This is a genomic window from Pelagibacterium sp. (genome assembly GCF_035555455.1).
In the GTDB taxonomy this organism is placed as follows: domain Bacteria; phylum Pseudomonadota; class Alphaproteobacteria; order Rhizobiales; family Devosiaceae; genus Pelagibacterium.
The window spans coordinates 32,740-50,867 of record NZ_DATMGM010000019.1 but is presented as its reverse complement, the minus strand read 5'-3'; the positions used below and the strand labels follow the sequence as shown (position 1 = coordinate 50,867).

The 18,128-nt window shown below is 63.9% G+C and carries 21 protein-coding genes; 17 read left to right on the top strand and 4 right to left on the bottom strand.

The genetic code is table 11. The features are described from left to right. The 11 genes from msrB to VNS12_RS03445 all read left to right on the top strand — a co-directional run. On the top strand, positions 1-362 hold a 362-nt coding region (gene msrB, locus VNS12_RS03495), incomplete at its 5' end, for a peptide-methionine (R)-S-oxide reductase MsrB (protein WP_325486455.1). Positions 363-443: 81 nt separating this feature from the next. Further along, complete coding sequence (locus tag VNS12_RS03490) at positions 444-1,148, top strand: glutamine amidotransferase-related protein (protein WP_325486454.1); 705 nt, start codon at positions 444-446, stop codon at positions 1,146-1,148. 200 nt (positions 1,149-1,348) lie between these two features. Beyond that, a complete protein-coding gene (locus tag VNS12_RS03485) occupies positions 1,349-2,635 on the top strand; it encodes an extracellular solute-binding protein (RefSeq protein WP_414693054.1) in 1,287 nt (428 codons plus the stop codon). Positions 2,636-2,732: 97 nt separating this feature from the next. After that, entirely contained in the window at positions 2,733-3,623 is an 891-nt protein-coding gene (locus VNS12_RS03480; RefSeq protein WP_325486452.1) for a carbohydrate ABC transporter permease, read from the top strand. Further along, positions 3,620-4,462, top strand: coding sequence for a carbohydrate ABC transporter permease (locus VNS12_RS03475; RefSeq protein ID WP_325486451.1), 843 nt, complete (start codon positions 3,620-3,622; stop codon positions 4,460-4,462). Before VNS12_RS03480 ends, VNS12_RS03475 begins: the two co-directional genes overlap by 4 nt. After that, positions 4,459-5,340 (top strand): ROK family protein, encoded by an 882-nt coding sequence (locus VNS12_RS03470; protein ID WP_325486450.1) that lies wholly within the window; start codon positions 4,459-4,461, stop codon positions 5,338-5,340. Before VNS12_RS03475 ends, VNS12_RS03470 begins: the two co-directional genes overlap by 4 nt. Further along, positions 5,337-6,083 (top strand): GntR family transcriptional regulator, encoded by a 747-nt coding sequence (locus VNS12_RS03465; protein WP_325486449.1) that lies wholly within the window; start codon positions 5,337-5,339, stop codon positions 6,081-6,083. Before VNS12_RS03470 ends, VNS12_RS03465 begins: the two co-directional genes overlap by 4 nt. A 21-nt stretch (positions 6,084-6,104) precedes the next feature. Further along, complete coding sequence (locus tag VNS12_RS03460; RefSeq protein ID WP_325486448.1) at positions 6,105-6,896, top strand: SIS domain-containing protein; 792 nt, start codon at positions 6,105-6,107, stop codon at positions 6,894-6,896. 81 nt (positions 6,897-6,977) lie between these two features. Next, positions 6,978-8,066: an ABC transporter ATP-binding protein gene (locus tag VNS12_RS03455; RefSeq protein ID WP_325486447.1), complete on the top strand. Its 1,089-nt coding sequence runs from the start codon at positions 6,978-6,980 to the stop codon at positions 8,064-8,066. After that, positions 8,063-9,211: an N-acetylglucosamine-6-phosphate deacetylase gene (nagA, locus tag VNS12_RS03450; RefSeq protein ID WP_325486446.1), complete on the top strand. Its 1,149-nt coding sequence runs from the start codon at positions 8,063-8,065 to the stop codon at positions 9,209-9,211. The genes VNS12_RS03455 and nagA overlap by 4 nt, the downstream gene beginning before the upstream one ends. Positions 9,212-9,228: 17 nt before the next feature. Then, entirely contained in the window at positions 9,229-9,621 is a 393-nt protein-coding gene (locus VNS12_RS03445) for a GFA family protein (RefSeq protein ID WP_325486445.1), read from the top strand. 106 nt (positions 9,622-9,727) lie between these two features. Here the strand turns inward: VNS12_RS03445 and VNS12_RS03440 are convergent, their stop codons facing one another. Together VNS12_RS03440 and VNS12_RS03435 are read right to left on the bottom strand one after the other, a co-directional pair. Continuing rightward, positions 9,728-10,423, bottom strand: coding sequence for a fumarylacetoacetate hydrolase family protein (locus VNS12_RS03440; protein WP_325486444.1), 696 nt, complete (start codon positions 10,421-10,423; stop codon positions 9,728-9,730). Between the two features lie 70 nt (positions 10,424-10,493). After that, positions 10,494-10,922, bottom strand: coding sequence for a VOC family protein (locus VNS12_RS03435; protein ID WP_325486443.1), 429 nt, complete (start codon positions 10,920-10,922; stop codon positions 10,494-10,496). A gap of 98 nt (positions 10,923-11,020) precedes the next feature. Here VNS12_RS03435 and VNS12_RS03430 point away from each other — a divergent pair, with 98 nt between their 5' ends. Next, the gene (locus tag VNS12_RS03430; RefSeq protein WP_325486442.1) at positions 11,021-11,947 is read left to right on the top strand and encodes a LysR substrate-binding domain-containing protein; all 927 of its coding nucleotides are present in this window, start codon (positions 11,021-11,023) and stop codon (positions 11,945-11,947) included. On the opposite strand, the gene VNS12_RS03425 is transcribed toward VNS12_RS03430, so the two are convergent. Both VNS12_RS03425 and VNS12_RS03420 read right to left on the bottom strand, forming a co-directional pair. Further along, positions 11,944-12,717: an HpcH/HpaI aldolase family protein gene (locus tag VNS12_RS03425; protein ID WP_325486441.1), complete on the bottom strand. Its 774-nt coding sequence runs from the start codon at positions 12,715-12,717 to the stop codon at positions 11,944-11,946. The genes VNS12_RS03430 and VNS12_RS03425 overlap by 4 nt on opposite strands. Before the next feature lie 45 nt (positions 12,718-12,762). Next, positions 12,763-13,749 carry a LysR substrate-binding domain-containing protein gene (locus tag VNS12_RS03420; protein ID WP_325486440.1) on the bottom strand — a complete coding sequence of 329 codons (987 nt, stop codon included), beginning with the start codon at positions 13,747-13,749 and terminating at the stop codon, positions 12,763-12,765. Between the two features lie 160 nt (positions 13,750-13,909). Here VNS12_RS03420 and VNS12_RS03415 point away from each other — a divergent pair, with 160 nt between their 5' ends. From VNS12_RS03415 to VNS12_RS03395, 5 genes are all read left to right on the top strand, one after another. Then, the gene (locus tag VNS12_RS03415; RefSeq protein ID WP_325486439.1) at positions 13,910-14,728 is read left to right on the top strand and encodes an aspartate dehydrogenase; all 819 of its coding nucleotides are present in this window, start codon (positions 13,910-13,912) and stop codon (positions 14,726-14,728) included. 9 nt (positions 14,729-14,737) lie between these two features. Further along, complete coding sequence (locus tag VNS12_RS03410; protein ID WP_325486438.1) at positions 14,738-15,523, top strand: SDR family oxidoreductase; 786 nt, start codon at positions 14,738-14,740, stop codon at positions 15,521-15,523. Positions 15,524-15,552: 29 nt separating this feature from the next. Then, positions 15,553-16,227, top strand: a complete 675-nt coding sequence (locus tag VNS12_RS03405) for an RraA family protein (RefSeq protein ID WP_325486437.1) — start codon at positions 15,553-15,555, stop codon at positions 16,225-16,227. A 64-nt stretch (positions 16,228-16,291) separates the two neighbouring features. Beyond that, on the top strand, positions 16,292-17,569 hold the full coding sequence (locus VNS12_RS03400; RefSeq protein ID WP_325486436.1) for an RNA polymerase subunit sigma-70: 1,278 nt from the start codon (positions 16,292-16,294) through the stop codon (positions 17,567-17,569). Positions 17,570-17,636: 67 nt separating this feature from the next. Beyond that, entirely contained in the window at positions 17,637-18,101 is a 465-nt protein-coding gene (locus VNS12_RS03395; protein ID WP_325486435.1) for a RidA family protein, read from the top strand. The last annotated feature ends 27 nt before the right edge of the window (positions 18,102-18,128 follow it).

Sequence of the window (18,128 nt, the reverse complement as noted above, 5' to 3'; positions counted from 1 at the left end):
AGTGGCGCGAAAAGCTCAGCGACATGCAGTATTTCATCCTGCGCGAACACGGGACCGAACACGCGTTCACCTCGCCGCTAGACAAGATCTACGATCCCGGGACCTACCACTGCGCTGGCTGCGATCAGGCGCTCTATTCCTCGGAGGTCAAATTCGACAGCCGCACCGGCTGGCCCAGCTTCTGGGAGGCGCTGCCCGACGCGGTGGGAACCTCCATGGATACGACCCTGTGGATTCCCCGCGTCGAATGCCATTGCGCCAATTGCGGCGGGCATCTGGGGCACATTTTCGATGACGGTCCCCCGCCCACCGGCAAGCGCCATTGCATCAACGGCGTAGCCCTCTCGTTCGTCGCCGCCTGACCGCTGGCAGCGGCCCGGGGCTTGCCAAGCCTTGCCGCGACTGCCATCAAGCCGTCCCGTTACGGCTCTGGGAGGACCGCAATGAAGCTGACGATTTTGGAAACCGGCTTTGTGCCGGCGTCGCTGGCTGACACTTTCTCGACCTATCCGCAAATGATTGAAGCCGCCCTCAAAAGGGGAGGCGCCACGCCCGAGATCACCGTGGTCGGCGTGGCGCAGGGCGAAGCGCTGCCCGACCCGCAAACGCTGGAGGCGGTGGTGATCACCGGGTCCTCGGCGGGGGTTTACGAAGACCACGCCTGGCTGCCGGGGCTGCGCGACTTTCTCCGCCGCGCCTATGCAGCCCAAACCAGAATGATCGGCATCTGCTTCGGCCACCAGATCATCGCCGACGCGCTGGGCGGCGAGGTGCGCAAATCGGAAAAGGGCTGGGGGCTGGGCCGCCATACCTATGATGTGCTGGCCGCACCACCGGTGTTCGATCCCGGGGTCAAAACCCTCTCGATCGCCTGCTCGCATCAGGATCAGGTGATCACCCCGCCCGATGGCGCGAGGGTGGTGCTGCGCTCGGAATTCGCCCCCAATGCGGGGCTGCTTTATGACAATGACGCCATTCTCACCCTCCAGCCGCATCCCGAATTCGAGGACGATTACGCCCGGGCGCTGATCGATCTGCGCGAAGGACGAGCCCCGGAGGCGACGCTGGAAAAGGCGCGCGACTCGATGGCAACGCCTTCGGACAGCGCGATTTTGGCGCGCGCGGTGGTGGATTTCCTGTCGCGCTAAACGGCTGATTCCTCGCTCGAACTGAAAGGAAGATCCTCGCAGATGGAGCGGGGGCGGGTGTTCGGCACTCTTCAATCCTGACATTCGAATGCGGACTGCGCTTTGGGGCGCGGTCCGCTTTTTTTGTGCATTGACAGGACGACATGTTGTTATAACCTATTTGCGAAGGTCGGAGGGACCTTTTTCCACTCCAAAGGGGAATGAACGTGAAACTTCATCATGCATTATCGTTGTCGCTCCTCATGGGCATTTCGGGGACGACATTCGCGCAGGCGGTTGAGATCAGCTATCTCACGCACTGGGCACCCGAAACCGTGGCGCTGCTCGAACAGGCAGCAGCCCGCTACAGCGAAGAAAATCCCGATGTCTCGGTGAGCGTGCGCGCCGTGCCGTTCGGTGATCTGTTGACGACGATCCGCTCGCAGACCGGGTCTGCCGGTCCCACCATTTCGGGCATTTACGACCTGTGGCTGCCCGAACTGGTGCGCGACGGGCTGGTCGATCCGGCCCCCGAAGCCGCTGCGGGCGACGTCAACGCCGCCTGGCCGTCGGGTATCGCCGCCGCCGCGACCGTGGACGGGACGGTTTATGGTTTCCCCAACGAAATCAACGTCTATGCGCTGAACTACAACAAGGCGCTGTTTGCCGAAGCCGGCATCGACGCAGCCCCGGCCAATTGGGATGAATTCCTCGCAGCCGCTGAAGCGCTGACCGATGAGAGCAAGGGCCAGCAGGGCTTTGGGCTGATCAACTCGTGGAACTCGGGCGTCGTGCATCCCTTCGCCTCGTTCCTCGTCTCTAATGGCGGTGCGCTGATCGACGAGAACGGCCCAGCGCTTGATACGCCGCAGGCCGGTGAAGTGTTCGGGCTCTATGAGCAATTGGTGTCCAATGGCTGGTCGCGCCCGGAAATGGGCACCGCCGACGCCAATACCACCGGCCCCTATCTCGACAATTTCGTCTCGGGCCGCACGGGCATGATCGTCATGGCCAACTGGTGGGAAAGCGCCCTGCAAGGGGGCATGGGCGACAATTTCGCCAATGTCGGCACCGCGCCAATTCCTGTTGGCCCCTCGGGTGACGCGCCCAGCTCGATCTCCTATTCCTGGCTGACCGTGGTCAACGGTTCGGCGTCCGACGCAGAACAGGACGCCGCCTGGGGCTTTTTGAGCTGGCTCAATGGCGAAGGCACCGGCGAGAACGGCAGTTCGGCCATGGCCGATATCCTGCTCTCGATGGGCATCCTGCCCTCGCGCAGTTCGGACGTCGAGGCTAATGCCAGCGCTTTGGATCGCGAATTCCTCGCCGGCTATGTCTCGGTGCTTGAAAACGCCCAGGCGTTCCCGCTGGTGCTGGGCGGACAGGAGTTCACCGACGCCATCCAGCAGGTGCTCGAAAGCCTCGAATACGGTCAGATCACAGCCGAGGAAGCGCAGCAGGACGCGCAGGCGGACGCCGAAGTGATCCTCGAACGCGCCGCGCGCTGATCGCTCTTTAACCCGTGCCGGGCGCAGTGGCGTCCGGCACGTCTCAATCGTTTGCTGCCCGCCCGGCGGGCGAAAGTTCCTCGTATTCGGCACATCCATGCGGTCACACTCCTCAGCCAATGTCGCGGTCATGCTCGGACCGGCGGTGCTCCTGATCGGCATCTTCATTCTGGTGCCGATGGTGCTGACCGTCTGGCTGTCGTTTCACGACTGGTCGTCCCAGACCGGGTTCAACGCGGCCAGATTTGTCGGATTGCGCAATTACGAGGACTTGTTCGCGCCGATTTCCGTGGGCCGGGATTTCCGCCGGGCGTTCGTCAATACCGCCATCTATACCGGGCTGTCGGTGATCATCATGATCCCGTTGTCGGTGTTGCTGGGGCTGCTGGTGCACCAGCGCGAGGTGCGGGGTGGCCAGTTCCTGCGCACCGTACTATTTGCCACCTATATGGTGCCCATGATCGCGGTGGCGCTGGTGTGGTCAAAGCTCTATTCGCCCACTGAAGGGCCCCTCAACCAGATTTTGGGATGGCTGGGCCTTGGCCCGCAGCCCTGGCTGTCGTCGCCCGATACGGCGCTCTATTCGCTGGTGGTGCTCAATATCTGGCAGCAGATCGGCTATTTCACCGTGCTGACCGTGGCCGGGCTGACCCAGATTCCGGCCTCGCTCTATGAGGCAGCGCGGATCGATGGGGCCAACCGCATCCAGTCATTTTTCGGCGTGACGCTGCCGCTGCTGCGCCGCACGCTGCTGTTTTCCTCGGTCGTGGCGGTGATCAACGCCGTGCAGGTGTTCGAGCCGGTGGTGCTGATCACCCAGGGCGGGCCTGCCGGATCGACCAATGTTCTGACCTATCACATCCGCCGGGTCGGCATCGAGCGCGCCCAGGGCGGCATGGGATCGGCCATGGCCGTGGCCATGATGCTGGCGCTGATCGTGGCGGTGGTGGCCATCTTTGCCTTCAACCGCAGGGGAGAAGAGCAATGAGCGCACAACGGGTCTCCGGGATTGGCCGGTCGGCGATGGTGCTGTTGATCATCGTGCTCGCGGTTGTCGCCGCCTTTCCGCTGGTCTGGATGGTGCTGTCGAGCCTGAAAACCCCGCAGGAAAGCATGCAGGTGCCGCCGGTGTGGCTGCCCGCCGATCCCAATCTGGATGCCTATGGCGAAGTCTATGGGGTGATCGACGCCGGGCGCTCGATGCTCAATTCGGCGATTATCGCCGTCTCGGCCACGCTGGGCATTCTCGTCACCTCGCTGATGGCCGGGTATGCGTTCGCCAAATACCGGTTCCCGTTCCGCAACCTTGTGTTCGCATTACTGATCAGCACCATGTTCCTGCCGCCCATCGTGACGCTGATCCCGCTCTATCGCATGGTCAGCGAAATGGGATTGGCCGGGACGCTGTTGGGAGTGGTGCTGCCGCAACTGGGCAATGCCTTTGGCATTTTCCTCATGCGCCAGTTCATCGCCGGGGTGCCCGATGACCTGATCGATGCGGCGCGGGTGGATGGGGCGTCCGAACTGCGCATCGTCTTTACGGTGGTCGCGCCGGTGATCGTTCCGGCCATCGCCGCGCTGGCGCTGTTCGCCTTCACCTTCCACTGGAACACCTATCTGTGGCCGCTGACCGTGTTGCAGGGCAATACCGACAACTATCCCATCGTGCTCAGCCTGGGCCGCCTGCTCAGTTACAATCGTGGCGCGATGAACACCGGGCTGGTGATGGCCGGGGCGACGCTGGCCGTGCTGCCGCCCCTGGTGCTGTTCGTCTTCTTGCAGAAGTTTTTCGTCGACAGCATGGTCGGCTCGGGGGTGAAGGGATGACACCAGCCCTCGCCATCGATCTGGGCGGCACCAATCTTCGCGCCGCGCTGTTTCAAACCCATGAGATCGCGCCGGACGCCGTGCCGCCGCATCTGGTCCAACAGGCGGCACCGCAGAACCTCGATGCCTTCCGGCAGACCGTGGAAACACTGCTCGACCAGACCGGCGCGGGCGCTCTGGGCATCGCCGTACCGGGGCTGGTGGAAGGCACCGTCTGCCGCTGGGCCCCAAATCTGCGCTGGCTCGATGATGTGGATTTCGCCGCGCTGTTCCCCGACGTCCGGGTCGCAGCGGGCAATGACGCGCAGTTCTCCCTGCTGGCCGAAGCGGCTGTCGGGGCTGCGCAGGGGGCCGACAACGCGATCCTTCTGGCCATTGGCACCGGGATCGGGTCGGCGCTGCTTGCCGATGGGCGCATCGTGCGCGGGGCAGGGGGCACCGCCGTATCCTTTGGCTGGGCCTGCGCGCGTTACGACGAAGCAGGCGATCCCCAGCATGGCTGGCTGGAGCGGCACGCGTCCGGGCGGGCGCTGGATCGCGCGGCGCAGGAGCTTGGCCTTGCCGATGGCGCGGCGCTTGTCGCTGCCGCCCGCCATGGCGAGGACGCGCCAAGAGCCGCACTGGAAACGGTCGGGCAAATCCTCGGGGCAGCGCTCAGTGGCGCGGTGGCGCTGACGGGCACCGACCGGGTGGTCATCTCGGGCGGGGTATCGAGTGCGCTCGACCTGTTTGGCCCGTCCCTTTTGCACCAGCTCCAGGCCCACCTGCCGCCACATCTGCGCATGGTCTCTCTGACGGCAGGGGGCTTTGGCTCTCAGGCCGCCCTCTGCGGTGCTGCGTTGGCTGCGTATCAACACTCAATCTGGGAGGAATCGTGAGCGAACCTCTGCGAATCCGCAAACCCGATCGTCGCCGACCCGAGCCGCTCTGGCATCAGGCCGAGCAGGCCCTGCGCGCGCTCATCACCGAGGGCGAATGGCAGGACGGCGACCAGCTGCCCAATGAAACGCGGTTGACCGAAATGCTCGAAGTGAGCCGGATCACCGTGCGCCACGCCCTGCGGCGGCTCGAAGAAGCGGGGCTGCTGCGCCGCGAGCATGGGCGGGGCACCTTCGTGCGCCGTTCAACCATCGTTGCCGGTATCCGCGGGCTGACCAGCTTTACCGACGAGATGACCAATCTGGGCGAGGTGATCGGCACCCGCGCCACCGAGGGCAGCGAAGTGCCCGCCGACGAAGAGGTGGCTGAGGCCCTGCAATTGGCCATCGGCGATCCGGTGGTGCGCCTGCGCCGCCTGCGGCTGGGCAATGGCAACCCGATCGGGGTGCAGACGGCCTATCTGCCGGTCGATCGCGTGCCGGGGTTCCTGCCGCTTCAGGGTGAGTTGGCCTCGCTCTACAACACCCTGCGCGATCGCTACGGCATCGTGCCCACCGAGGCTGACGAGCTCTATCGGGTCGGCGCGGTGGAGGCAGGCGACGCCGGACTGCTCGAAGTCGGTGCCGGAACCGCAGCGTTCATCGTGCGCCGCACCACTTTCGATGCCAGCGGCCCGTTCGAATACGTCCAATCCACCATGCGGGCCGACCGCTACGAAATCCGCTCCAAACTGTTTTACTGAATCACACGAAAGGCTCCCCAAATGTCCCTTTACATTTCCAAGCTGACCGCCCTGGCCAATGAGGCCGCCGAGGTCAATGACAAGGCCCTCGACGAGGCCGCAGCGATCATGGCCGAGACGGTCGAAAACGGCGGGTTGATCCACCTTTACGGATCGGGACACTCGGTGCTGCCGGCGCAGGAAACCTTCCCGCGCTATGGCTCCTACATCGCGTTCCACCCGCTGACCGATCCGCGGCTGATGTGGCACAGCGTGCTCGCCGCCGGCGGTGTGCGCGAACTGCTCTGGCTGGAGCGCACCGAAGGCTACGCGGAAAAGTTCCTCGATCACCAGCCGATCAATCCGGGCGACACGCTGGTCGTGTTCGGCCACAGCGGCACCAACGCGTCGGGCATCGACACCGCGCTCTATTGCAAGAAGCGCGGCGTGAAGGTGATCGCGGTCAACAGCGCGTTTAACCGGGGCAAGCCCTCCAAACACTCGTCCGGCAAGCTCTTGGCCGACACTGCCGATGTCGCCATCGACACCCGCTCGCCGATCGAAGACGCGATTGTCGATGTAGATGGCTGGAGCCGTCCGGTCGGCGGGTCGTCCACCGTGTTGGCCATGATGCTGATGCATGAGATGTCGGCGCGCACCGCCGCCATTCTGGGCAAGAAGGGCATCGAGCTGCCGGTGTTCGCCTCGCCCACCATCGAAGGCGTCACCCTGCACGATACCGACGAGATCTACGGCCAGTATCGCGAAAAGCTGATCGACGCGCAGACCAAGCATCTCGACTTTTTCAAGGAGCGCATGAGCGGCAAGGAATAGCCCCCGACACAGCACAGTCCGGATCGTTTCGGTAACTTGCCTGAAACGATCCGGAAACCGCTATCGGGAGAAGGATACGATATGGCCAATGTAAAGCTTGAGGGCATTTCCAAGTCCTACAGCGTGGTCGAGGTGCTCAAAGACATCGACCTCGACATCGCCGATGGCGAGTTCTGCGTGTTCGTGGGGCCATCGGGGTGCGGGAAATCGACCCTGCTGCGCATGATTGCCGGGCTGGAGGATATCACCTCGGGCACGCTGTCGATCGGCGGGCGCAAGGTCAACGACCTCTCCCCCAAGGAGCGCGGCATCGCCATGGTGTTCCAGTCCTACGCGCTCTATCCGCACCGCACGGTGCGCGGCAATATGGAATTCGGGCTCAAGCTGTCCCGCCTGCCGCGCGCCGAGATCGACAAGCGCGTGGCCCGGGCGGCGAAAATGTTGCAGATCGAGCATCTGCTCGATCGCCGTCCCTCGCAGCTGTCCGGCGGACAACGCCAGCGCGCCGCCATCGGGCGCGCCGTGGTCCGCGATCCGTCGGTGTTCCTGTTCGACGAACCGCTGTCCAACCTCGACGCTGCCTTGCGGGTCAGCACCCGCCGCGAAATCGCCGATCTGCATCGCGAGCTTGGAGCCACGATGATTTACGTCACCCACGATCAGGTGGAGGCGATGACGCTGGCCGACCGGATCGTGGTGCTCAATGACGGGGTGATCCAGCAGGTCGGCTCTCCGATGGCGCTCTATGAGACGCCGGCCAACCTCTTCGTCGCCCAGTTTATCGGCTCGGCGCGCATGAACATTTTCGATGCGACCGTCACCGCGCTGTCGGACCAGACCGCCGTGCTGGCGGTGGCCGAACTGGGCGAGGTCTCCATTCCGGTGCGGGGCCGCACACTGGCCAAAGGCGATGCCGTCAAATTCGGCATCCGCCCCGAACACCTCTCACCCGCTTCCGATGGGCCCCATAACGCGCAGGTGCGCGCTGTCGAGCATCTGGGCGATCAGGTGCTGGTCGAGGCGGCGCTGGCTGATGGCACGGCGCTGCTGCTCAAGGCCCCGCCCTCGGCGCAATTGGGCCATGGGGAGGCCATGCGCTTTGCGCTCGATGCGCAGGCGGTGCACCTGTTCGATGCCGATGGGCGGGCCATCGCCCCTGTCGCACCATGACGCTCACCGCCTTCGCCGCCCCGCAGATCTTTGACGGGCATCGCTGGCATACGGACTGCGCGCTTTTGGTTGAAGGCGCGATCGTGCAGGCCATCCTCCCCCGCACCGATCTGCCCGAGGTCAGCCGCACGGTCGACTGGGATGAGGGCATGATCGTGCCGGGGTTCGTGGATATCCAGACCAATGGCGGCGGCGGGATTCTCCTCAATGACGACCCGACGCCCGAAGGGCTCGAACGGATTTGTGCGGCGCAGTTTGCCTATGGCACGACGGCGCTGCTGCCGACCCTGATTACCGATACGCCCGAAATCACCGCCGCGACCCTCGACGCGGGCCGCGAGGCGCAGCGCCGACAGATGCCCGGATTTGCCGGGCTGCATCTGGAGGGCCCGCATTTGTCGGTGGCGCGAAAGGGGGCGCACAAACCCGACTATATCCGTCCGATGACCGACGCCGATTTCGCGCGCCTTGCGGATGCCAGAGCGGAGCTTGCGACGCTGTTGACCACCATCGCGCCCGAAACCGTGCCGCCAGCGCGCATCCGCGATCTGGTGCAGGCGGGCCTCATCGTCTCGCTGGGCCATTCGGATACCGACGCGGCCACGGCCAAGGCGGCGTTTGCGGCCGGGGCGAGCATGGTCACTCATCTGTTTAACGCCATGAGCCCGTTGGGCAACCGCGAGCCGGGACTGGTGGGCGCGGCGCTGGAAGCGGGGGTCTGGGCCGGGCTGATCGCCGATGGCATCCACGTTCACCCCACCACCATCGCGCTGGCGCTGCGGGCGCATCAGGGGCCGGGGCGCATATTGCTGGTCTCCGACGCCATGGCGCAGATCGGCACCGACATCACCCAGTTCCTGCTCGATGGCGCCACGGTAATCCGCCGCGACGGCGCGTTGCGGCTTGAAGATGGCACGCTGGCCGGGGCCGATCTGACCATGATCGATGCCGTCAAATTCATGCACCGTGCGCTCGAAATGCCGCTTAACGAAGCGCTGCGCATGGCCGCGCTCTATCCGGCGCAGGCCATCGGACGCAGCGACACGCTGGGGCATTTGCAGCCCGGCGCCGATGCGTCCCTGCTGCATCTCGATGCCGGGCTTGATGTAGGGTCTGTCTGGATCGGGGGTAGGGAGATACAATAACCTGGAAGGAGGCCGCCATGGAAACGGTTGCAGGCGGATGCCTGTGCGGCGCGGTGCGGTTTGTGGCGACCGGACAGCCCTACCGGGTCGGCATCTGCCATTGCCTGGACTGCCGCAAGCACCACGGCGCGCTGTTTGCGGCGTCCGCCATCTTTCCCGCCGATGCGGTGACCGTCTCGGGGGAGACCCGACAGTATCAGGGGCGCTTTTTCTGTCCCCGGTGCGGCTCGTCGGTGTTCGCCCGCACCGGGGATGAAATGGAAATCCATCTGGGGGCGCTGGATAGCCCCAATCAGTTCGTCCCGACCTATGAACTCTGGACCGTGCGGCGCGAAGCCTTTTTGCCGCCGTTCCCCTTGGCCAGACACTATGAGCGCGACCGCACAGCAACCGGACGGCGCGAAGACTAGAGCAATTCCTGATCTGATTGAATCAGATCAGGTGCCCTAAGTCCTTGTTTTATCGCGCTTCCGAACCGAACAGGTGGTATCCACCTGTTCTGGAAACGCTCTAGCCTCAATCCCCCGCGACGATGGTGATGTGCAACTCTGCCAGCCCATCGACATGGGCCGAGACCGTATCGCCGATATCGAGCCTGCCGACCCCGGAGGGGGTGCCGGTCATGATCAGATCGCCCGCGCGCAGTGCAAACGAGTGCGAGAGGACGGACAGCATTTCCGGTACGCTCCAGATCATCTGATCGAGATCGCCGTGCTGACGCACTTTGTCATTGACTGACAGGGTGATGGTGCCATTGCGCTTGTGGCCGCAGGCCTCCACCGGGGTGATGGGGCCGACCGGGGCGGAACAGTCGAACGCCTTGCCCATCTCCCAGGGGCGTCCGAGCTTTTTGGCCTCGGCCTGCAGATCGCGGCGGGTGAGATCGAGCCCCACGCCATAGCCAAAGATCAGGTCCTCGGCGGCGTCCACCGCAATATCGCGCCCGCCGGACGCAAGGGCGACGACCATTTCCACTTCATAGTGCAGGTCGCTGGTCTGGGGCGGGTAGGGGACGGCGCTGTCGGTGCAGAGGCAGGAGGCGGATTTGAAAAAGAAGAACGGCGGCTCGCGGGTGGGATCGTGCCCCATCTCGACAGCGTGCTCGGCGTAATTGCGCCCGATGCAGATGATCCGGCCAACGGGAAAAACCTCCGCCCGGCCCACGATGGGAAGTGCGGGAGGCGGCGCTAGGTGAAGGGCCGGTTGCGGCATCGGGGCAGGTCCTTATGGAAAATCGTTTCTGAAATGGGGTGGGCGCAAGCGCCCGTTTTTGCAAGAAGCGTCAGGCTTCAAAAATGCCCTCATCGGAGGCAAAACCCTTGAATTCGAGGGGATTGCCCGACGGGTCGAGGATGAACATGGTGCCCTGCTCGCCGGGCTGGCCCTCGAAGCGGATTTTCGGCTCCAGCACCCAGCGGGTGCCGGGATCGGCCTTGAGGCGGTCAGCCAGTGCCGTCCACTGATCCATGCGCAGCACGACGCCGAAATGGGGAATGGGCACCGCATCGCCATCGACCGTGCCGGTCTCGCTGTCGCCCAGCCCCTGAGGGCGCAAATGGGCCGACAGCTGATGGCCATAAAGATCGAAATCGACCCAATGTCCCGGCTTTTCGCGCCCGATCCGACACCCCATCACATCGCGATAGAAGGTGCGGGTCGCTTCGAGGTCGGTGACGGGAAACGCGAGATGGAACGGACGGACGTCGGACATGGGGCAGTCTCCTTGTTGCGACGCAATGTGATGGGGTCGCCTCCGGTAATCAATTGCGATATGAGAATATGCACATGCGAAAATCTCATGAGAGAGCCATGCACAATCCCAAGGCGGGCCGGATACTCGCGGCGCTGCCGGTGTTCGATGCCTGTATCCGCGCCGGCAGTTTCACCCGCGCCGCCCAGCGGCTCGATGTGACCCAGAGCGCGGTGACCCGGCGCATACAGGCGCTGGAAGCCGATCTGGGCGTGGCTCTGTTCCGCCGCGAAGGCCGTGCGCTGAAGCCGACCGAGGACGGAATGGCGCTGTGGACCTACGCGGTCGAAACCCTCAACGATCTCGACGTGGCGACCGCCGGACTGGGGCTGGGCAGCGAGGGCGTGTTGCGGGTGGGGGTGCTGCCCTCGCTGGGCGCGCTGTGGCTGATCCCGCGCCTTGACGGGTTCTTGGCCGCCAACAGCGGCACATCGGTGGAAATGGTCACCATCGACGCCGATTTCGGCACCGAGCGCAAGGACCCCATCACCTGGGACCCGGCGGCGCTGGATGTGGTGGTGACCTGGGGGCGCGGCGGCTGGAAACCGCTCGCTGCCCACCGGCTGTTCGATGAAACCATGCATGTGGTTGCCAGTCCCGGACTGATCGAGCGTCATGGCCTCGATGGTCCCGCGGCATTGGCGCGGGCGCCAAGACTGGTGCACACAACACGCCCGCGCGCCTGGGCCGACTGGGCGCACAAGCTGGGGCTCGCCATCGACATGGCCGACGCGCGGACCCTGTCGTTCGAACATTTCTTCATGGTGCTCGAAGCGGCGCGGGCAGGCCTTGGCGTCGCCTTGCTGCCGGGTTTCCTGATCGGTTCCGACCTCGCCAGCGGAGCGCTCGTCCCCATCCCCGGCAGCCAATGGCGCACCGGCGCCAGCTATTGGTGCGTCGCCAACCCGCCCGCCCGCATCACCCCCCGCGCGCAAGCTTTCGTGCGGTTTCTTGGTGGCCTCGGTGCTGGCGCGGGGATGGTCTAGCGCAGGCTGGCGGTTTTGGCGGATGCGGCCTGGAGCAGATAGCCCAGATCGGTGTTGGTGGTGACAAAGCGCGCGCCTCTTGCGATGGCGTCTTTTTGCCGTCCGAGGTCCCTGTCGCCGCCAAAGCCCGCCCACCGGCCGTGTGCGCCGCAGACCTCGAAGAAGCGATTTTTCAGGGCGGTGAATTCCGGGGCGTCGAACTGGCCGGGCATCCCCATGTCCGACAACAGGTCATTGGCGCCCAGATGCAGCACGTCCACCCCCTCGACTGCGGCGATGGTCTCGATCGCGTCCATGCCCCTCGCGGTTTCGATCATGCACACCACCAGCGTTGCCGTGTTGAGCATCACGCTGGCCTCGCCCACCGGAACGGGCCGGAAGCCAAGCGAGGCATAGGACCCCGAGACCGAGCGGCGGCCAAGCGGCGCGAACCGGGCGGCCATCACCGCTTCTCGGGCCTGCTCGGCTGTCTCCACGTCCGGCACGACGATGCCGCTTGCGCCGGCGTCGAGAATCCTGCCGATATCGGGATCGGCGCTGCCTCGCACCCGGACCAGCCCGGCGATGCCTTCGGCGACAGCGGCCTGCGCGATATCGGAAATGGTTTCGAGGGAAAACGGACCATGCTGGGCATCGATGAACAGAAAGTCATGACCGCTTGCCGCGGCGACCTTGGCGATTTCCGCGGTCCGCGACAGGCGTACGATCATGCCCAGCGCTGCCTCGTTATTGCGCATCCGGTCGATGGCTGGATTGGTGATGGTGTGCATTTTCCCCCTCGCGATAATGCAAAAAACTGGTGTTCGACACCGGCATCAGCGCAGAACCATTTCTGAACTGAGCATCAGGATTTCAGCCTGCTGGCGCATCCAGGTTCTGAAACTCTGGATTTCTGGACGGCGGAGTTCATCGGCGGCAATTAGCATTTGGTAGGTGCCGGCGCTTGGCGTGTTCTTGACATAGTCGAGATCGAGCGGGATCACGAGATCGTTGCGATGGGCGTAATTGGCAAAGATCACTGTCGGCACGATGGCCACGCCGATGCCCTGCCGTGCGGCGTCGAGGGCCATGAAAAAATGGCCGAATTCAATCGCATAGGCCATCGAGGCCGCAGGCAGGTCGTGGGAGGTCAGCCAATCGACCCAGGCGTAGGGGCGGGTGGTGGTCCTGATGAGGGGGAGGCTCACGAGTTCGGGTGGTGAAATCTGCGTTTTTTCCCCGAGCAGGTGAGGCGCGCAGACCGGCACGAGCACGTCGGGAAACAGCTCGTCGCTGACGATGCCCGACCATCCCGTCACCATGTTGAGCGAGATGCGCGGCCTGAACTTGTCATAGGCCTGCCCCGGCAAAGGACCGACCCGGATGGCGATATCGGCCTCCCGGTTGGCCAGGTCGACCGGGTCGATGGAGGACACCAGCGTTACCTCCACATCCGGGTGGTCGCGGGTGAACAGCGACAGGCGCGGCATCAGCCAGTGCGTCGACAGCGTGGGCAGGATATTGAGCTTTATGTGGCGGTGCGCGGGCCGTCGAAGCATGAGCAGTGTTGCTTCATCGATCTTGTCGAGCGCTTCGCGGACCTGCTCGAAAAAAGTTTCCCCCTCGCGGGTCAGCGCGATCTTTCGCGTCATGCGGATGAACAGCGGCTTACCGAAGAACCATTCCAGTTCCCGGATCTGCCGGCTGATCGCGCCTTGCGTGACGTTGAGTTCGTTGGCGGCCTTGGTGAACGACAGATGCCGGGCAGCGGCCTCGAAACCGCGCAACAGATTCAGGGAAGGCAGGTGATTACGTGCAGCCATGGGTCCTCCTACCCATGAGATAACATCATGCATGAGCCCCAGACAAATCGTTTGTCGCAGCATCCGCGATATCACTACGCTCCGGGCAAACAAGGAAGCAGGCAAACGATTTCCTGTCCTTCCGATATGCGTAGAAGAGTTGAGGGCGAGCGTGGAACCGGTGAAATCCAATAATGCTGAAATTAGGGTCGCGGTGGCAGGTGCAGGCGCTGCGGGCAGCGCACTTATCGAGGCTCTGGATGCCGGGGTGCCCGGCTGCGTTCTCACGGCGATTTCGGCCCGCGATATCGAGGCAGCGCGCCAGCGTTTCGCTCATCTGCAAAGCGATGTTGCGTTCGTTGATGTCGATGATCTGGAGCCCATTGCCGATCTGGTGGTCGAATGCGCCCCCGCGACGATCTTCACAAGGGTGGTCGAGCCTTTCGTCCGGGCTGGAAAGCGGGCGCTGGTCCTCAGTTCGGGCGCGCTTCTCACCAATATGCATCTGGTGGACCTCGCCCGCGAAAAGGGGGGCCAGATCATCGTGCCGACCGGGGCGCTGCTGGGCCTCGATGCGGTGACGGCTGCGGCCGAAGGGACCATCCATTCGGTCCGCATGTTGACCCGCAAGCCCGTGGCCGGTCTGCTCGGCGCGCCCTATCTGATCGAAAACGCCATCGATATCAGCGCGCTCACCGAGCCGATGCAGGTGTTCAAGGGAACCCCGCGCGAAGCCGCCATTGGCTTTCCCGCCAATCTCAACGTGGCCGTGGCCCTGTCGCTGGCGGGCATCGGGCCCGACCGCACGGAGCTCGAAATCTGGGCCGATCCCGATCTCAACCGGAACCGGCACGATATCGAGGTCGATTCCGACTCCGCCAAGCTCACGCTGTCGATCGAAAACATCCCCACCGACAACCCCAAGACCGGGCGGATCACCGCGCTCTCGGTCGTTGCCGCGCTGCGCAAGCTCAACGCTCCGCTGCGTGTAGGAACATAGGATAGCGATATGGATCTCGAAATTTCCGGACGGACGGCGCTGGTGACGGCGGGAGGCGGTGGCCTGGGCCGCGCGATCGCGCTGCGCCTCGCAGCGGAGGGGGCAACGGTCGTCGCCGCCGATATCAACCAGGAGGCGGCAGAAGCGACCCGTGCCGCGATCGTCGATGCGGGCGGCAAGGCCATGGGGCTGCAATGGGACATGGGTGATCTGAGCCTTGTCGAGCAGCGGATCGCCCAGATCGAGCGAGACTTGGCCCCCGTTGATATCCTCGTCAACATCTCCGGCGGGCCTGCGCCCTCGCTGTCGTATGAAACGAAGGCCGAGGACTGGATCGCCAGCTTTCAATCCATGGTGGCCTCAACCATCGCCATTACCAACCGCGTGCTGCCCGGAATGCGCCGGAACCGCTGGGGGCGCGTGGTCACGTCCTCGTCGTCCGGCGTGATCGCGCCGATCCCCAATCTTGCGGTTTCCAACGCCTTGCGCGCGTCGCTTCTCGCCTGGTCCAAAACCCTCGCGGCGGAGGTGGCGGCGGACAATGTGACGGCCAATATCGTGATACCGGGCCGCGTCGCGACGGCGCGCATCAGGTTTCTTGATGAAGCCAAGGCCGCGCGGGAAAACCGCTCCATCGACGATGTGATCGCACAGAGCACGACGGCAATTCCGATGCGACGCTATGGCGAACCCGAGGAATACGCCGATGCGGTGGCGTTCCTCGCCAGCAACCGCGCTTCCTACATCACCGGCACCGTTCTGCGCATCGACGGTGGCTATATCGCGTCTGTCTAGGCAGCGCTTTTTGTTATTCGAGGACCATCATGGACATTGAGACCAAGATCAGCATTCGCCAGCGTTTCCTCGCGGTCGACACGTCGAACGTCGGGGACATACTGGACGAAATGGGATTTTCCCATCAGGGACTGGCCGCAGACTTCCTGCCCTATCCCAGTGACGCTGGCAAACTCGCCGGCTGGGCCTATACCATCCGCGGCCAGCATACCCCTTTCGGCCTGGGCGGCGACGCCGACAAGATGCAGGCCTGCGCCGGACTGGAAGAAGGGGACATTTCGGTCTGGTCCGGCGATGGCGAGGGAATCTGCTATTTCGGGGAACTGATCGCCATTGGCATGCAGGAGCGCGGCTGCGTCGGCGCCCTTGTCGACGGTGGCATCCGCGATGTGCGCTGGATCGGGGAACGTAATTTTCCGGTGTTTGCCCGCTATCGGACGCCGATCCAGTCGATCACCCGCTGGAAGGTGAACGGCTGGCAGTGTCCGGTCTTCATGCGGGGCGCGACCACATCGCGCGTCAAGGTGGAGCCGGGAGATTTCATTCTGGCCGATGAGGATGGCGCTCTGGTGATTCCCGGTTCAGTAGTGGTCGAGGTGCTCGAACAGTCCGAAGCGCTCACGCGCAAGGAAATCGAAATCCGCGCCAGTCTCGATAGCGGCATGTCGCTTGCCGAAGCACTTGCCCGGTATGGGCACGTCTAGAGATGGGACAATCAGATCAGAAGACGCTCCGGGAGGGTTTTTGACCTTGGCAGTAGAAAATGGAATGCGCCGGCTCGCGCGTCTCGATATTCCCGGCGGCGGGCAGGTGACGGTGGCGGATGGCTACGCCTATGTCGGGCATCTCAACCCGCCCGCCGGCACCTCCATCATCGATATCCGCGATCCGAAAAACCCCCGTGTGGTGGGGCAGGTCACGTTGCCGGACAACCGCTCGCACACCCATAAGGTGCGGGTGATCGGCGACCTGATGGTCTGCAACGTGGAAATGCACGACAGGCATTTCCTGCGCAAGGGCCTGGAGCTGGTCGCAAGGGAGCGAGCGTTTGCCGCTGAAACCGGACGCCATCCCACCGACGCCGAACTGGCCGCACTGCTGGGTGCGCCCCTTTCACGTCTGGGCGAATTGCGGGAGGTGGCGCGGCGCGGCTACTCCGATGGGGGCTTCAGGATCTATGACATCAGCGACAAGACCAGCCCGCGGTTGCTGAGCCACAACCCGACGGGCGGCGTCGGCGTCCACCGCTTCGATGTGTGCGAGCGCTACGCCTATATCAGCACCGAAATGGACGGGTTCAAAGGCAATATCCTCGTCAATTACGACCTGAGCAATCCCGAAGCGCCCGAGGAGGTGTCGCGCTGGTGGATGCCGGGGCAGCATGTTGCCGGTGGCGAAACCCCGCATTGGGAAGGGCTGCGCCATCGCCTGCACCACACCCTTCGCCAGGGCGATGAGCTGTGGGCCGCCTGCTGGTATGGCGGCGCGCGCATCATCGATGTGGCTGATATGGCCAATCCGACCACGGTGGGCGAGTTCATCTATCATCCGCCCTATCCCGAGCCCACCCACACGTTCCTGAAAGTGCCCCATCAGATCGGGGGGCGCGATATCGCGGTGATCGCCGATGAGGAGCACCCGCACGACAACGGGCAGCCCCACGCTTTCCTGTGGGTGGTCGATGTCAGCGACTACAGCAACATCAAACCCATTTCCCAGTTCCATGTCACCGATTTCGATGCCCCCTGGGCCCGGGCACATCTCGACGCCAGCGGACACTACAATCATGAGGTGTATGGGCCTGGACTGCACCAGTTCCAGGAACGTATCGGCCCGGACGATCTGTTGTTTTGTGCCTGGTTCTCGGCCGGGATGCGGGTGGTGGATATTTCCAACCCGGACCGCCCCAAAGAAGTCGCCTCATTCCTTCCCGACCCTGCCGATGGCTTCAAGGCCCCGCAGACCAACGACGTTTTTGTCGACGATCGCGGGCTGGTCCTGACCATCGATCGGGAAAATGGGCTCGATATTCTCGAAATGACCTAAGAGCGCTTTCAGGAGTGGAGCCGGCTTCCGGTTCGAAAGCAGAAAAAATGCAGCGGAGGAGAGCAGCATGACGATCGAGGAAAGGCTGGCGGAGATGGGACTGGAGCTCCCGCCGGCCCGTGCCTGGGCCAACAGCAACCGCAAGGGGGCCGTGTGCTCGGGCAATTTGCTGTTTGTGTCGGGACACACGCCAACGGAATTTCCGGAGGGCTATCGCATCGAGGGGGCGGTGGGCGCGAGCGTGTCGACGACCGACGCGCGCCACGCAGCGCAAGGGTGTGCTCTGGCCATCCTGCGCTCGATCGTCGACGAGATCGGCAGCCTCGATCGGGTGACGCGCGTCGTCAAGCTTCTCGGCTTTGTCAAATCGGCTCCCGGTTTTCACGACCAGTTCAGCGTCATCGACGGCGCATCCGATGTTTTTGCCGGCCTGTGGGGAGAGGCCGGGGTGCACGCCCGATCAGCGATCGGGGTGTTCGAGCTTCCGCGCGGACAATGCGTGGAAGTTGAGGGGGTGTTCGAGTTCCGCTGACCGGTGGGACTTGAAATATTTTGCGGA

Excerpts from the sequence above, each read along its gene's own strand:
- VNS12_RS03430 (WP_325486442.1), top strand. The coding sequence starts at position 11,021 with ATGCACAATCCCAAGGCGGGCCGGATACTCGCGGCGCTGCCGGTGTTC.
- VNS12_RS03440 (WP_325486444.1), bottom strand. The coding sequence starts at position 10,423 with ATGCCGCAACCGGCCCTTCACCTAGCGCCGCCTCCCGCACTTCCCATC.
- VNS12_RS03425 (WP_325486441.1), bottom strand. The coding sequence starts at position 12,717 with ATGCACACCATCACCAATCCAGCCATCGACCGGATGCGCAATAACGAG.
- VNS12_RS03420 (WP_325486440.1), bottom strand. The coding sequence starts at position 13,749 with ATGGCTGCACGTAATCACCTGCCTTCCCTGAATCTGTTGCGCGGTTTC.
- VNS12_RS03445 (WP_325486445.1), top strand. The coding sequence starts at position 9,229 with ATGGAAACGGTTGCAGGCGGATGCCTGTGCGGCGCGGTGCGGTTTGTG.
- VNS12_RS03470 (WP_325486450.1), top strand. The coding sequence starts at position 4,459 with ATGACACCAGCCCTCGCCATCGATCTGGGCGGCACCAATCTTCGCGCC.
- VNS12_RS03475 (WP_325486451.1), top strand. The coding sequence starts at position 3,620 with ATGAGCGCACAACGGGTCTCCGGGATTGGCCGGTCGGCGATGGTGCTG.
- VNS12_RS03400 (WP_325486436.1), top strand. The coding sequence starts at position 16,292 with ATGCGCCGGCTCGCGCGTCTCGATATTCCCGGCGGCGGGCAGGTGACG.
- VNS12_RS03485 (WP_414693054.1), top strand. The coding sequence starts at position 1,349 with ATGAACGTGAAACTTCATCATGCATTATCGTTGTCGCTCCTCATGGGC.
- VNS12_RS03455 (WP_325486447.1), top strand. The coding sequence starts at position 6,978 with ATGGCCAATGTAAAGCTTGAGGGCATTTCCAAGTCCTACAGCGTGGTC.
- VNS12_RS03435 (WP_325486443.1), bottom strand. The coding sequence starts at position 10,922 with ATGTCCGACGTCCGTCCGTTCCATCTCGCGTTTCCCGTCACCGACCTC.
- VNS12_RS03490 (WP_325486454.1), top strand. The coding sequence starts at position 444 with ATGAAGCTGACGATTTTGGAAACCGGCTTTGTGCCGGCGTCGCTGGCT.
- VNS12_RS03410 (WP_325486438.1), top strand. The coding sequence starts at position 14,738 with ATGGATCTCGAAATTTCCGGACGGACGGCGCTGGTGACGGCGGGAGGC.
- VNS12_RS03460 (WP_325486448.1), top strand. The coding sequence starts at position 6,105 with ATGTCCCTTTACATTTCCAAGCTGACCGCCCTGGCCAATGAGGCCGCC.
- VNS12_RS03405 (WP_325486437.1), top strand. The coding sequence starts at position 15,553 with ATGGACATTGAGACCAAGATCAGCATTCGCCAGCGTTTCCTCGCGGTC.
- nagA (WP_325486446.1), top strand. The coding sequence starts at position 8,063 with ATGACGCTCACCGCCTTCGCCGCCCCGCAGATCTTTGACGGGCATCGC.
- VNS12_RS03480 (WP_325486452.1), top strand. The coding sequence starts at position 2,733 with ATGCGGTCACACTCCTCAGCCAATGTCGCGGTCATGCTCGGACCGGCG.
- VNS12_RS03395 (WP_325486435.1), top strand. The coding sequence starts at position 17,637 with ATGACGATCGAGGAAAGGCTGGCGGAGATGGGACTGGAGCTCCCGCCG.